The following is a 13,970-nucleotide window of genomic DNA, read 5'->3' as shown; positions in this document are numbered from 1 at the left end:
CACTCGTGAAGCGGTCCTGAAGGCCTTCCCCTGTGAGGTGATCTCGTGGTGAATCTGGCGCTCAGCGAGGAGCAGGAGGCCGTCCGGCGGCTCGCCAAGGACTTCGTGGACCGCGAGGTCGCTCCGCACGTCGTCGCTTGGGACCGCGCCGAGGACATCGACCGGTCCCTGGTCAAGAAGCTCGGCGAGGTCGGCTTCCTCGGCCTGACGATCGACGAGGAGTACGGCGGCTCGGGCGGCGACCACCTCGCGTACTGCCTGGTCACGGAGGAGCTGGGCCGCGGGGACTCGTCCGTGCGCGGGATCGTGTCCGTCTCCCTGGGGCTGGTCGCGAAGTCTGTCGCGGCCTGGGGGAGCGAGGAGCAGAAGCGGCGCTGGCTGCCGGGGCTGACGTCCGGCGAGTACGTCGGCTGCTTCGGCCTCACCGAGCCCGGCACCGGCTCGGACGCCGGCCACCTCGCCACCCGCGCGGTCCGCGACGGCGACTCCTACGTCATCAACGGCACCAAGATGTTCATCACGAACGGCACCTGGGCCGACGTGGTCCTGCTCTTCGCCCGCTCGACGGACGCGCCGGGCCACAAGGGCGTCTCCGCGTTCCTCGTCCCCACCGACACCCCGGGCCTGAGCCGTCGCGCGATCCACGGCAAGCTCGGCCTGCGCGGCCAGGCGACCGCCGAACTGGTCCTGGACGACGTCCGGGTCCCCGCCTCCGCGATGCTGGCGCCCGAGGGCAAGGGCTTCTCCGTCGCGATGTCGGCGCTGGCCAAGGGCCGTATGTCGGTCGCGGCCGGCTGTGTCGGCATAGCGCAGGCCGCCCTCGACGTGGCGGTGCGGTACGCGGGCGAGCGCGAGCAGTTCGGCAAGAGCATCGCCCACCACCAGTTGGTCCAGGAACTGATCAGCGACATCGCGGTCGACGTGGACGCGGCCCGACTGCTGACCTGGCGGGTCGCCGACCTGATCGACCGGGGCCTGCCCTTCGCCACCGAGTCCTCCAAGGCCAAGCTGTTCGCCTCGGAGGCCGCCGTCCGCGCCGCCAACAACGCCCTCCAGGTCTTCGGAGGCTACGGCTACATCGACGAGTACCCGGCGGGCAAACTCCTGCGCGACGCCCGGGTTATGACCCTCTACGAGGGCACGAGCCAGATCCAGAAGCTGCTCATCGGGCGTGCGCTGACGGGGGTTTCGGCGTTCTGAGTACCATCTGAGTAGGCGGACGGATGTGGTGGCGGCCATATCCCGGCGAAGCTTCTCCCCATGAGTGAGACACCGGTCAAACAGAACACCGCCGCCTTCTACGGTCAGGCGGTCGCGTCCTTCGCCGTGGCCATGGCGGCGACCGCCATCGGCATCTTCAAGCTGAACGCCGACGCCTGGGTGCGCGCCTTCCTCGCGATCGCCGTCCTCTACCTCGTCACCTCCGCGTTCACCCTGGCCAAGGTGATCAGGGACAAGCAGGACGCGGCGGCCCGGGTGTACAGCCCGTTCGAAAAGCTCTGAACGGGCACTCTAAGCGGCCGCTCACCTTCGGCGGTATGGTGTAGCTCCTGTACCGAGAGGGGCGAACGAGCGATGAGTACGGCGGAGGAGACGGCCGGCGGCGAGATCGAGCCGTGGGAAGAGGTCACCCCTGACGCGGCCCGGCGACTGCTGGTCGCCGCCGTGGAGGCCTTCGCCGAGCGCGGCTACCACGCGACGACGACCCGCGACATCGCGGGCCGTGCGGGAATGAGCCCGGCCGCCCTGTACATCCACTACAAGACCAAGGAAGAGCTGCTCCACCGCATCAGCCGGATCGGCCACGACCGTGCGCTGGGCATCCTGCGCACGGCGGCCGCCGGCGAGGGCGACGCGACCCGGCGCCTCGCGGACGCCGTGAGTTCCTTCGTCCGCTGGCACGCCGGGCGGCGCACCACGGCACGGGTCGTCCAGTACGAACTGGACGCGCTCGGTCCGGACGCCCGCGCCGAGATCCTCGACCTGCGCAGGCAGGTCGACTCGGAGGTGCGCGGGATCATCGAGGACGGCGTGGCGAGCGGCGAGTTCGCCGTACCGGACGTGCAAGGCACGACCCTTGCCGTGCTGTCCCTCTGCATCGACGTGGCCCGCTGGTTCAACGTGGACGGCCCCCGCACGCCCGACGAGGTCGGCGCGCTGTACGCCGACCTCGTGCTGCGGATGGTGGGCGCCGCGAAGTAGCGCCCACGGGGACCGCCCGCGGGCGGTCCCCGCCAGGCGGTCGCCTACAGGTAGTAGCGGGCCACCGACTCCGCCACGCACACGGGCTTGTCCCCGCCCTCGCGCTCCACGGTGAAGGCGACGGCCACCTGGACGCCACCGGTGACGTCCTCGACGCCGGTGATCGTCGCGGTGGCGCGCACCCGCGAGCCGACGGGTACCGGGGCGGGGAAACGGACCTTGTTCGTCCCGTAGTTGACGCCCATCTTCACGTTCTCGACCTTGATCAGCTGCGGGCCGAAGAGCGGCAGCAGGGAGAGCGTGAGATAGCCGTGCGCGATGGTGGTGCCGAAGGGGCCGGCGGCGGCCTTCTCGGGGTCGACATGGATCCACTGGTGGTCTCCGGTGGCCTCCGCGAAGAGGTCGATCCGCTTCTGGTCGACCTCCAGCCAGTCGGTGTGGCCCAGTTGCTCGCCCACCGCGGCCTTCAGGTCGTCGGCGGACGTGAAGATCTTCGGCTCTGCCATGTCTGCGGCCCTCTCGCGTCACCAGCTGCCCATGTCACCATGCCATAGGTCTAAGCGACTGCTTAGCATGGTCGGGTGCCGGGCCGATGTCAACGGACCCGTGGGCGAGCCGATGGGTAGGCTTTCAGGGGTGCCCCAGATTCCCGAGAAGATCCACGAGCTCACGGTCGGCCAGCTCGCCGCGCGCAGCGGTGCCGCCGTCTCCGCCCTGCACTTCTACGAGACGAAGGGGCTGATCAGCAGCCGCCGCACGACGGGCAACCAGCGCCGCTACCACCGTGACTCGCTGCGGCGCGTCGCCTTCGTCCGCGCGGCGCAACGCGTCGGCATCCCGCTGGCCACGATCCGCGAGGCCCTCGCCGAGCTCCCCGAGGAGCGCACCCCGACCCGTGAGGACTGGGCCCGTCTCTCGGCGGCGTGGCGCGCGGAGCTGGACGAGCGCATCAAGCAGCTCAACCGGCTCCGCGACCACCTTACCGACTGCATCGGCTGCGGCTGCCTGTCCCTCGCCACCTGCGTCCTGTCCAACCCGGACGACGCCTTCGGCGAACGGGGTTCCGGCTCACGGCTGCTGGTGGAGCAGAGGGCGGGGGAGAGAAGGGCGGCCGAGCAGAGCGCGGCCGCCCAGAGAGTGGGGGAGCAGAGAGTGGGGGAGCAGAGGGTGGGGGAGGAGCGGGAGGAGGAGAAGGCGACCGGCTGCCGCTGACCCGGGCCCGGTGACGCCCCGGCCAACCCCGGTGCACCCGGTCAACTCCGGTGCACCCGGTCAACCCCGGCGTGCCCGGCCAACCCGCTGTCCCTGGAGTCCCTGGCGTATCCGGCGCACCCGGTGTGTCCGGAGTCCCCCACGCCCCTTCACCCCCACTCCCGCCCGCGTGCCGCCGCCGCCCGCGCCGCCGCCGTCTCTCGTACTCGGTTCCTCACTCGTACTCGGTGCCGCCCTTGCGGGTCAGATACGCGCCGCTCACCGCCTTGGCGATGGCCCGTCCCCCCGTCACCGGGCTGTACCGCTCGACGGCGGGGCGGATGACCACGCCCTCGCGCAGGTGCAGCGCGCGCCCGGACACCGTCTCGCGGCCGGTCGCGATCTCCAGGACCCGCTCGCTGTCGTACGGGCCCTCGAACAGGCGCGGCACGAGGGGCAGTTCGCCGTCCAGCAGCTCCGCCGCGTCCAGCCAGCGCACCACGCCGTCGATCTCCGCGGACACGTCGAACACCGCGTATCCGAGGGTGTCGCGTCGGCCGTCCGCGCCGTACGTCAGGTCCTGCACGCCCGCTCCGTACACCTCCCCGAAGACGCCGATCCGACGCGCGCCCAGCCGCTCGGCGAGACGGGCCGCCGCCTCGGGGACACCATGGCCGTGTACGGCCCGCCAGTACAGGTTCCTCGGATCCTCCGTCAGGGCCAGGGACTTGGAGCCGAAGCCCTTCGAGGAGACGTACACCCGCTCCACGTCCGCGACGTAGGTCAGCAGGCACGCCGAGCCGTGCAGTTTCTCGGTCAGGATCACCGGCTCGCCGGGTTCGAAGATGCCGGGGTAGCGCTGGATGTTCTCGATGTCGACCCAGGGCAGCAGATCCGGCGCCGACTCGACGTCGCCGCTCATGGTCGGCGGGATCGGTGGCACCCACTTGACGATGCCCAGCCGCTCCGCGAAGTCGGTGCCCTCCGCGGCGGCCAGCGCCAGGTCGACGTCCGCCAGCACCTCGGGCCGGCACACGATCCCCTGCGACAGCTCGCCCCGCAGCCGCACCGCCTTCACCCGGTCCGACCCGCTGCCCGCCAGCCGCCCGGTCAGCCCCAGCTCCTCGACCAGAGCGGTGGGGAGCACGGACTGCTCGGGGATGTACAGGGCGGCCTCGCCGGTGCGGTACGCGCCCTTGGCGACGACGGCCCGGTACAGGCCGACCTGGGCCAGTTCGAGGGCGTCGGCGTTGGGGTGTTCGTGGACGGTCAGCACTTCGGCGGTGACGCGCAGCGTCGACATGAGGGGCTCCTTCAAGGCCGCTGAGGGGTGGCTCGGTTGGGTTTCATCGCCCCCAACTCTCCCTGCCGGAAAGGGATGGAGCGACCCGAATAGCGGCTGGTACCGTCACTCCCTCGCGCGGTGGGCTCAGCCGTGCCTGGCCAGCGCCTCGGCCACCAACTGGGCGTTGGAAAGCGCCCGTTCGCCGCCCGGCGGGCTCAGCGTGTCCTCCAGGCCCACTCGGGTCGGCAGGCCCAGCCGTCCCGCCAGCCGCAGCACCGGCCATGCGCCGCCGTCCTCCCCGTGCAGCAGGATCGGACGGCCGGACGCGCTGCCCAGCTCGGCCAGGAGAGCGTGCGCGGTCGACTCGGCCGTGTCCGGGACGGTGTCCGTCACCTCCGCGAGCACCCGAAGCACCTTCGGGCCGAGGGGCGAGCGGGCGAACCGGGCCGCCCCGTCCGTACCGGACCAGATGCCGGCCTCCACGCCCACGCCTCGGTGGAGGAGGGCGGCGGCCAGCTCCTCCGCGCCCGGCTCGTGCCAGTTGACGGAGGCGTGGTCGGGCAGCACCGTCCAGTCGCGCACCCGGCTGAGCCGGGCCGCCGGGTCCGGGTGCGCCCAGGCGCCTGTCGTCACGCCGACCGGCACCGCCACCCGTGTCCGTATCGCGTGAAGGGTCGCCGCGACCACCCGTGGTGACATCGTGTCCTGGCCGCACGGCGTCTTGGGATGGACATGGACGTCAGTGGCCCCCGCCGCGACGGCCTCGGCCGCGGCGTCCGCCATCGCCTCGGGCGTCAGCGGCACGATGGCACCGTCCGCGGCCCCGCGCGCTCCGTTGAGACAGACCTGCACCATGCCTCGATGGTGACACCCGCCACTGACAACGGCGTCGGTCGACGGTGTCGCCCGACGGGATCGGCGGCTGCACCGGCGCAACCGGGGGTGCGGCATCCCCCGGCGCACCCCCCGCCGTGCTCTCAGGCCGGCCGCGGGCCGACCTGGGGCAGAGCTCAGGCCGGTGTCAGGCCGACACCAGCAGTCGTCCGCTCCTGGCGTACGCCAGGGCCTCGGGCGTGAGCACGGGGCGCGGTACGAGAATTCCGCAGTCCGCGCAGACCGGGCCGGCCGACGGTTCGTGATCCAGCTCGTACTTCCAGGGCAGCCGCCCGCCGCCGCACACCGGGCAGCCGGAACCCGGTGCGCGCTCCAGCGCGGCGATCAGCTTGCGCAGCACGTCGGCCAGCGGCTCACGGGGGTGGAGCCGCGGGTCGTCGCACCAGGCGACGCCGAAACCGCCCCAGGTCAGCCGGTGCCAGTCGTCCACGCTGCCTGGCCTGCGCAGGCCGTCGTGCTTCTCCTTCTTGCGGCGCTCGGCGAACTCGACCTCGTAGGCCAGCCATACCGCCCGCGCCTCCTCCAGCTCGTCCAACGCGGCCACGAGCCGCGCCGGATCGGGGGAGCGGTCCTCCGGACCGAACCCGGCCCGGGAGCTCAGGTGGTCCCAGGTCGCGCGGTGTCCGTAGGGGGCGAACCGCTCAAGGCACTTGCGCAGTGAGTACCGCCGCAGTGCGAGATCGCACCGGGGGTCTCGCACCTGTCTCGCCAGACTCCGGAAACCGGCCATCGCCTTGCACCTCCGTCACATCTGCATCTGCACTTCGGTCACTTCGGCGTCGTCGTACGGACGTCGTCGAATAGACGTATCGACATGCGATTCGGCTCCATCCGATTTCCGGGGACCTCCCCCTGCCGAAAACTTGACGCATGTTCATCTTCAATCCCGGGGATACCGGCGGTAACCTTCCGCCGACCCCCCCGTCGCTAGGAGCAGCCGATGCCACGGCGAACCCCCCGCTTCACTCTCGACAGACTGAGAACTCCCGGCAGATTCCCCGGGTTCCTGAAGACAGCCTCCGTATGCGCGCTGATCGCCGGTCTTTTGTCGCCGCTTTCCCAAATGGCGGCAGCCGCCGAGGTCACAGCGGCGAACGACTACTGCGGCGGCCAGTGTTCCGACATCCTGCCGCCCGGCGAGAACGGCAACGCCTCGCTCGCGCAGATCCTCCTCAACCAGGCCTTCGGCACCCAGCCCGAGCATGCCGAGGACCAGCTCGGTCCCTACGCCAACCTGGCCAAGGGCTACTCCACGCTGACCAACGCCACGATCAACACGTTCTTCAACGACGCGTCGTTCGGTGTCGCCTCCGATCAAGTCGCCTCCACCCTGAGCCCCGCGGGCCGCAGCGACGTGACGATCGTCCGCGACAAGAAGGCGGGCGTACCGCACATCACCGGTACCACCAGATACGGCACCGAGTTCGGCGCCGGGTATGCGGCAGCCCAGGACCGGCTGTGGCTCATGGACGTCTTCCGGCACGTCGGCCGAGGCCAGCTCACCACCTTCGCGGGTGGCGACCCCTCCAACCAGGGTCTTGAACAGCAGTTCTGGCGCAACGCTCCGTACACCGAGGCAGACCTCCAGACCCAGATCGACAACGCCGTGGCCAACAACGGCACCCGCGGTCAGCAGGCCCTCGCCGACGCCAACGCCTACCTGGCCGGCATCAACGCCTACATCGACGCCTCCGACAGCGGCCGCTACTTCCCCGGTGAATACGTCCTCACCGGCCACAAGGACTCAATCACCAACGCGGGCACCATCGACCACTTCAAGATCACCGACCTGGTGGCGCTGGCCTCGGTCATCGGCGCGCTCTTCGGCTCGGGCGGCGGCGGCGAGGCCGACAACGCGGTGTCGCTGCTCGCCGCGCAGGAGAAGTACGGCGTGGAGCAGGGCACCCAGGTCTGGGAGGCGTTCCGCGAGCGCAACGACCCCGAGGCCGTGCTCACCGTCCACAACGGCCAGAGCTTCCCGTACGCCACCAAGCCCGCGAGCCCGCAGGGCGAGGCGCTGCCCGACACCGGCTCGGTGACCTCGGAGCCGCTGATCTACGACGCCACGGGTACCGGGGGCGACGCCACGGCGACCGCCACCTCCGCCACGGCGACCGCGACCGCCCTCGGCTCGGCAAGGCGCGGCATGTCCAACGCCCTCGTCGTCAGCGGCCAGGCCACCGCGAGCGGCCACCCGATCGCCGTCTTCGGCCCGCAGACCGGCTACTTCGCCCCGCAGCTGCTCATGCTCCAGGAGATCCAGGGCCCGGGCATCAGCGCCCGCGGCGCCTCCTTCGCGGGGCTGAGCATGTACGTCGAGCTCGGCCGGGGCCAGGACTACGCGTGGAGCGCCACGACCTCCGGCCAGGACATCATCGACACCTACGCGGTCGAACTCTGCCAGGACGACTACCACTACCTCTACCACGGCACCTGCACGGCCATGGACGTGGTGGAGCAGAAGAACGTCTGGAAGCCCACCACCGCCGACGGGACGGCCGCCGGTTCGTACACGATGCGCGTGTACCGCACCAAGTACGGTCCCGTGGAGTACCGGGCGACCGTGGGCGGCAAGAAGGTCGCCTACACCACCTTGCGCTCGTCCTTCATGCACGAGGCCGACTCGATCATCGGCTTCCAGATGCTGAACGACCCGGATTACGTCAAGAGCCCGCAGACCTTCCAGAGCGCGGTGCAGCACATCAACTACACCTTCAACTGGTTCTACGCCGACTCCACGCACACCGCGTACTACAACAGCGGCGACAACCCGGTGCGCGCGAGCGGCGTCGACGCCGAGTTCCCGGTGTGGGCGCAGTCGGCGTACGAGTGGAAGGACTGGGTCCCGGCCACCAACACGGCCGCGTACACGCCGGCCTCGGCGCATCCCAACTCCATCGACCAGGACTACTACGTCTCCTGGAACAACAAGCAGGCCAAGGACTACTCGACGGCCTCCTGGGGCGACGGGTCCGTGCACCGCGGCAACCTGCTGGAGGACCGGGTGAAGAAGCTGGTCGCGGCCGGCGGCGTCACGCGCGCGTCCCTGACGAAGGCGATGGCGGAGGCGGCGCTCGCCGACCTGCGCGCCGAGGACGTCCTGCCCGACCTGCTGAAGGTGATCAACAGCTCCACGGTCACCGACTCCACGGCCGCGGCCGCGGTGACCAGGCTCCAGACCTGGCTGACGGCGGGCGGCAGGCGGACGGAGACGACGGCCGGTTCCAAGACGTACGCCGACGCCGACGCGATCCGCATCCTGGACGCCTGGTGGCCGCTGCTGGTGAAGGCCGAGTTCGAACCCGGTCTCGGCACCGGCCTGTACACGGCGTTCACCGCGAACCTGCCGGTCGACGAGGCCCCGTCGGCCGCCCACGGCCCGACCGGGGCACACGCCGGAAGCTCCTTCCAGTACGGCTGGTGGAGCTATGTCGACAAGGACATCCGGGCCGTGCTCGGCGAGTCGGTGCAGGGCGCGCTGCCCCAGAAGTACTGCGGCAGCGGCACCGTCAGCAGTTGCCGGGACGTCCTCATCAGCACCCTGAAGACGGCGGCCGGCAAGACCGCGGCCCAGGTCTACCCGGGCGACACCCTGTGCGCGGCGGGCAACCAGTGGTGTGCCGACTCGATCGTCCAGCGCACCCTGGGCGGCATCAAGCACGGCAACATCGGCTGGCAGAACCGGCCCACCTTCCAACAGGTGGTGGAGTTCACGTCACACCGCTAGTCGCGTCACACCGGTGGTCACAGCACGCCGGTGGTCCCTGTGGCGGCGGGTCGTGTCCTAACGGATGCGGCCCGCCGCCAGCACCAGCCGCGCCAGCTCGGGGTGCACGATGTCACTGTGCGCCCCGGCCGGCGCCCCGCCGCGCCGGACCACCGCCGCCGCGTCGACGTTCACGCACCCCGACCTCGGCAGCGGCCCGGACAGCGCGTCGGCGAGCACTCGCGCGTGCGTGCCCGGCACGGCCTGCACCCCGTCGTGCCCCATGGCGCCCCACTCGGCACCCAGCGCCTCCCCGACGAGCCCCTGAGCGTCGCCCGCCATCCGCGAGGCGAGCGGGTACATCGTGCTCAGCGCCTGGTCGAACCGCGAGTAACAGCAGACCAGGGGGCCGTCGATCCGGTTCTGCTGGCCCTGGAGCACCCCTCGCGGGGCGAACGCGTAGTGCGAGAAGGCCCCTTGGAGCAGCGTCACCGACTTCACCGTGCGCACCCCGTCCGGCAGCCCCCGCAGCGCGAACGACACCAGCCGCCCGCCGAAGCTGTGCCCCACCAGATGCACCCTGACGGCCGGCGCCACCGCCGCCAACCGCCCGACGAGCGGCCCGAGTCCACGCTCGCCGACCGTCCCGGCGCGCCGCTTCATCGCGTAGTACGTCGCCTGCCGCAGCAGCTCGTGTGCCCCGTCCCACGGGTTGGGCAGCGCGAACTCCCCGGCCCCCGGTGCGGAATCGAGGCCGGACAGGGCCCGCGCGAACTCCTCGCAGGCCACCGCCGTCGGGCAGGCGAACATCTCCGGCTCGTCCTGCGGCACACCCTCCGCCAGCGTGTCCGCCCCGAACAGAGCCTGCGGTCCCGGCGGGACCACGTCCACCAGCAGCCGTACCAGCCGGCCGAACTCCTCCAGCTCGGCCTCCTCGGACGGCCGCTGCTCCAGCAGCCGGGCGATCCGGTCGACCACCGTGGCCCGGCCGGGGAAGGTCTCGAGCAGCGCGTGCCGGGTGTCCCCGTCCAGGGCCGGGGGCCGGGTCCGCGCGGCCGCCGCGGAGTGCGGGAGGTCGGGGATCGGCTCGTCCGAGAACCGCATCGACGGCCACACCACGCCCACGTAGCCGATGCGCGCCGCCGGGGCGAGCGCGGGGATCGGGGCGAAGAAGCGGCTGTAGAGCCGGGTCGCGCCGGAGCGGTCGCTGTTCCAGCCGTGCGAGAAGACGATCAGATCACGGACACCGCTGCGCTTCACCCCGGTCAGCAGCCGGTCCCGCCGCCCGCCGTCGACGTCCCCGTCGGCGTCGAAGGTCAGCTCCCAGTAGGGAGTCACGCTCATCGCCGGTTCCGCCATGACAAGCCCCCTCGTCCCCCGAAGCGGTGCGCCAAGTACGCGCATCGTCCTGCGAACGGGGGCAATTGGCCATACGTCACGGCTCATCCGTACAAGAGGCAATCCCGTCCCGTCCGCCGGAACAGGTACGAGCCGATCCCGGGCACCCCTTCCGCCGCAACATACCGACTGGTTAGTCTGGCGGTAGAGCCGATTCGTGCCGCAGTCGCGTCGAAGGAGACCGATGGTGGAAGCCGTGCAGGATGCCGGAGTGGTCGTGACCGGAGCGGGAGGCGGTATCGGGGCCGCGCTGGCCCGCCGCTTCGCCGCCGAGGGAGCCCGGGTCGTCGTCAACGACCTGGACGCGGCCCGGGCGCACGCCGTCGCCGAGGAGATCGGCGGGATCGCGGTCCCCGGCGACGCTTCCGAGATCGTGGACCGGGCCCGGGAGGCGCTCGGCGGCACCGTCGACGTGTACTGCGCCAACGCCGGAGTCGCCTCGGGCGGCTCGGAGTCGGCCGAGGAGGCCGTCTGGGCGCTGGCCTGGGACGTCAACGTCATGGCCCACGTCCGCGCGGCCCACGCGCTGCTCCCGGACTGGCTGGAGCGCGGCCGGGGCCGGTTCGTCTCGACCGTGTCCGCCGCCGGGCTGCTCACGATGATCGGCGCCGCCCCGTACAGCGTGACCAAGCACGGCGCGTACGCCTTCGCCGAGTGGCTGTCGCTGACCTACCGCCACCGGGGGATCAAGGTCCACGCGATCTGCCCCCAGGGCGTCCGCACCGACATGCTGGACGCCACCGGCAGCGCCGGCGACCTGGTGCTCAAGCCGACCGCGATCGAGCCCCAGGACGTGGCGGACGCCCTGTTCAAGGGCATCGCGGAGGACCGTTTCCTGATCCTGCCGCACCCCGAGGTCGCCGGGTACCACCAGGTGCGGGCCCAGGACCCCGACCGCTGGCTGACCAACATGAACCACCTCCAGCAGAAGTGGGAGACCGCCGAATGACCGCGCCCGCCTCCCGTTACGCGGACAAGCCCTGGGTGGCTCTCCTCGACGAGGCCCAGCGGGCCCCGATCGACCCCGCCGACTCCCTCGTGCACGCCTTCCGCAGGTCCGTCGCCGAGGCCCCCGACCGCACCTGCCTCGCCTACTTCGACGGACGGCTCGGCTACCGCGAGGTGGACGAGCTCAGCGACTCCGTGGCCGGTCACCTCGCCGCCCGCGGCCTGGAGCCCGGCGACCGGGTCGCCGTGCTGCTGCAGAACTCCCCGCTCTTCGTCATCGCCCTGCTCGGCGCCTGGAAGGCGGGCGCGACGGTCGTCCCCGTCAACCCGATGTACAAGTCGGGCGAGGTCGCCCACGTCCTGCGGGACGGCGAGGTGGCCGCGCTGATCTGCTCCGACCGGGCCTGGGAGTCGTATCTGCGGGAGACGGCCGCCGACTCGCCGGTGCGGATCGTGCTCACCGGCTGCGAGCTGGACTTCCAGACCCGGGGCGACGCGCGCGTGCTGGCCTTCGAACGGCTCCCGCAGGCGTCGGACGCCGACGACCTCACCACCGTCGCCCGCGCCGGCCACAAGGCCCCCGAGGGCCGCGAGGCCGCACCCGCCGACATCGCCCTGATCAGCTACACCTCGGGCACGAGCGGCGCCCCCAAGGGCGCCACCAACACCCACCGCAACATCATGGTCAACGCCGAGCGGCAGCGCACCGGGCTGCGCCTGCCCGAGGCGCCCGTCTACTACGCGCTCGCGCCGCTGTTCCACATCACCGGCATGGTCTGCCAGCTCGGCGCCTGCCTGAACAGCGCGGGGACCCTGGTCCTGACGTACCGGTTCGAGGCGGGCGTCGTGCTGGAGGCGTTCGCCGAGCACAAGCCGCACTACACGGTGGGCCCGTCCACCGCCTTCATGGCGCTGGCCGCCCACCCCGACGTCACCCGGGACCACTTCGCGTCCTTCGTGAACATCTCCTCCGGCGGCGCGCCGCTGCCGCCCGCCCTGGTGGAGAAGTTCCGGGCGGGCTTCGGGCCGTACATCCGCAACGGCTACGGACTCACCGAGTGCACCGCGCCCTGCGCCTCCGTGCCGCCCCAGCTCGAGGCGCCGGTCGACCCGGCCTCCGGGACCCTCGCCGTCGGCGTGCCCGGGCCCGACACGGTCGTACGCATCGTCGACGACCAGGGCGCGGAGGTGCCGTTCGGCGAGCAGGGCGAGATCGTCGTACGGGGTCCGCAGGTGGTACCCGGGTACTGGCGCCGGCCGGAGGCCACCGCCGAGACCTTCCCCGGCGGCGAGCTGCGCACCGGCGACATCGGGTTCATGGACGAACAGGGCTGGCTGTACGTCGTCGACCGCAAGAAGGACATGATCAACGCGTCCGGCTTCAAGGTGTGGCCGCGCGAGGTCGAGGACGTGCTGTACACGCACCCGGCGGTGCGCGAGGCGGCCGTCGTCGGGGTGCCGGACGGCTATCGCGGGGAGACCGTGAAGGCCTACATCAGCCTGCGTCCCGGCGCCGGCGCGGATGCCGGTACGCTCGCGGCCTACTGCAAGGACAGGCTGGCGGCGTACAAGTATCCGCGTCAGGTGGAGATCCTGCCCGACCTGCCCAAGACGGCGAGTGGCAAGATCCTCCGTCGGGAGCTGCGTTCCCGCCCACAGGACAGTCAGTAACAATCAGCAGCAAGTCAGCAGCACGACAGCCGGTAAGGCTCGCCGATAAGGCATCGAGGAAGGCAGGTGGCGGCAGTGCCCAGGACGACGGACGGTGCAGAGGCTCCTGTCCCGCAACGGCTCCTTGCCGCCGCCACCCGGCTCTTCGCCGAGCAGGGCTACGACCGCACCTCGGTGCAGGAGATCGTCGAGGCGGCAGGCGTCACCAAGGGCGCGCTGTACCACTACTTCGGCTCCAAGGACGACCTGCTGCACGAGGTGTACGCGCGCGTGCTGCGCGTCCAGCAGGAGCGGCTGGACGCCTTCGCGAACGCCGACGAGCCGATCGAGAAGCGGCTGCGGGGCGCGGCGGCGGACGTCGTCGTCACGACGATCGAGAACCTCGACGACGCGTCGATCTTCTTCCGCTCGATGCACCACCTGAGCCCCGAGAAGAACAAGCAGGTGCGGGCCGAGCGCCGGCGCTATCACGAACGCTTCCGCGCCCTCGTCGAGGAGGGCCAGGAGGCCGGTGTCTTCTCCACGGCGACCCCGGCCGACCTGGTCGTGGACTACCACTTCGGCTCGGTCCACCACCTGTCGACCTGGTACCGCCCGGACGGTTCGATGGGGCCGCAGGAGGTCGCCGGGCATCTGGCGGACCTCCTGCTGCGGGCCCTGCGGCCCTGAGCATGC

The 13,970-nt window shown here is 71.3% G+C and carries 13 protein-coding genes; 8 read left to right on the top strand and 5 right to left on the bottom strand.

Annotation, left to right across the window (positions count from 1 at the left end):
• The first annotated feature begins 48 nt into the window (after window positions 1–48).
• The 3 genes from ACFWBD_RS22900 (at window position 49) to ACFWBD_RS22890 (ending at window position 2,202) form a co-directional block, all read left to right on the top strand.
• Window positions 49–1,200: an acyl-CoA dehydrogenase family protein gene (locus tag ACFWBD_RS22900; protein ID WP_385669821.1), complete on the top strand. Its 1,152-nt coding sequence runs from the start codon at window positions 49–51 to the stop codon at window positions 1,198–1,200.
• A gap of 60 nt (window positions 1,201–1,260) precedes the next feature.
• Window positions 1,261–1,503 (top strand): YiaA/YiaB family inner membrane protein, encoded by a 243-nt coding sequence (locus ACFWBD_RS22895; protein ID WP_107444819.1) that lies wholly within the window; start codon window positions 1,261–1,263, stop codon window positions 1,501–1,503.
• Between the two features lie 72 nt (window positions 1,504–1,575).
• A complete protein-coding gene (locus ACFWBD_RS22890; protein ID WP_385669658.1) occupies window positions 1,576–2,202 on the top strand; it encodes a TetR/AcrR family transcriptional regulator in 627 nt (208 codons plus the stop codon).
• Window positions 2,203–2,246: 44 nt separating this feature from the next.
• Here ACFWBD_RS22890 and ACFWBD_RS22885 read toward each other — a convergent pair whose 3' ends face one another.
• Window positions 2,247–2,708: a MaoC family dehydratase gene (locus ACFWBD_RS22885; RefSeq protein WP_385669655.1), complete on the bottom strand. Its 462-nt coding sequence runs from the start codon at window positions 2,706–2,708 to the stop codon at window positions 2,247–2,249.
• 130 nt (window positions 2,709–2,838) lie between these two features.
• On the opposite strand from ACFWBD_RS22885, the gene soxR reads away from it, so the two are divergent.
• The gene (soxR, locus tag ACFWBD_RS22880) at window positions 2,839–3,414 is read left to right on the top strand and encodes a redox-sensitive transcriptional activator SoxR (RefSeq protein ID WP_385669652.1); all 576 of its coding nucleotides are present in this window, start codon (window positions 2,839–2,841) and stop codon (window positions 3,412–3,414) included.
• 214 nt (window positions 3,415–3,628) lie between these two features.
• Here the strand turns inward: soxR and ACFWBD_RS22875 are convergent, their stop codons facing one another.
• The 3 genes from ACFWBD_RS22875 to ACFWBD_RS22865 all read right to left on the bottom strand — a co-directional run bounded on the left by ACFWBD_RS22875 (window position 3,629) and on the right by ACFWBD_RS22865 (window position 6,302).
• Window positions 3,629–4,696, bottom strand: coding sequence for an RNA ligase (ATP) (locus ACFWBD_RS22875; protein WP_385669649.1), 1,068 nt, complete (start codon window positions 4,694–4,696; stop codon window positions 3,629–3,631).
• 126 nt (window positions 4,697–4,822) lie between these two features.
• Entirely contained in the window at window positions 4,823–5,533 is a 711-nt protein-coding gene (locus tag ACFWBD_RS22870) for a 3-keto-5-aminohexanoate cleavage protein (RefSeq protein WP_385669646.1), read from the bottom strand.
• Window positions 5,534–5,699: 166 nt separating this feature from the next.
• The gene (locus ACFWBD_RS22865; RefSeq protein ID WP_385669643.1) at window positions 5,700–6,302 is read right to left on the bottom strand and encodes a hypothetical protein; all 603 of its coding nucleotides are present in this window, start codon (window positions 6,300–6,302) and stop codon (window positions 5,700–5,702) included.
• Window positions 6,303–6,512: 210 nt separating this feature from the next.
• Here ACFWBD_RS22865 and ACFWBD_RS22860 point away from each other — a divergent pair, with 210 nt between their 5' ends.
• Window positions 6,513–9,299, top strand: a complete 2,787-nt coding sequence (locus ACFWBD_RS22860; RefSeq protein WP_385669640.1) for a penicillin acylase family protein — start codon at window positions 6,513–6,515, stop codon at window positions 9,297–9,299.
• A gap of 57 nt (window positions 9,300–9,356) precedes the next feature.
• On the opposite strand, the gene ACFWBD_RS22855 is transcribed toward ACFWBD_RS22860, so the two are convergent.
• Entirely contained in the window at window positions 9,357–10,637 is a 1,281-nt protein-coding gene (locus ACFWBD_RS22855) for a serine-threonine protein kinase (protein WP_385669637.1), read from the bottom strand.
• A 223-nt stretch (window positions 10,638–10,860) separates the two neighbouring features.
• Between ACFWBD_RS22855 and ACFWBD_RS22850 the strand changes: the two genes are divergently transcribed.
• The 3 genes from ACFWBD_RS22850 (at window position 10,861) to ACFWBD_RS22840 (ending at window position 13,964) form a co-directional block, all read left to right on the top strand.
• Complete coding sequence (locus ACFWBD_RS22850) at window positions 10,861–11,625, top strand: SDR family oxidoreductase (RefSeq protein WP_385669634.1); 765 nt, start codon at window positions 10,861–10,863, stop codon at window positions 11,623–11,625.
• The gene (locus ACFWBD_RS22845; RefSeq protein ID WP_385669631.1) at window positions 11,622–13,295 is read left to right on the top strand and encodes a class I adenylate-forming enzyme family protein; all 1,674 of its coding nucleotides are present in this window, start codon (window positions 11,622–11,624) and stop codon (window positions 13,293–13,295) included. The genes ACFWBD_RS22850 and ACFWBD_RS22845 overlap by 4 nt, the downstream gene beginning before the upstream one ends.
• Before the next feature lie 75 nt (window positions 13,296–13,370).
• A complete protein-coding gene (locus tag ACFWBD_RS22840; RefSeq protein WP_385669818.1) occupies window positions 13,371–13,964 on the top strand; it encodes a TetR/AcrR family transcriptional regulator in 594 nt (197 codons plus the stop codon).
• The last annotated feature ends 6 nt before the right edge of the window (window positions 13,965–13,970 follow it).

This window comes from Streptomyces sp. NPDC060002, assembly GCF_042737245.1.
Classification (GTDB): domain Bacteria; phylum Actinomycetota; class Actinomycetes; order Streptomycetales; family Streptomycetaceae; genus Streptomyces.
Note: the sequence above shows the minus strand (reverse complement) of the source record. Positions and strands in the feature narration are given on the sequence as shown.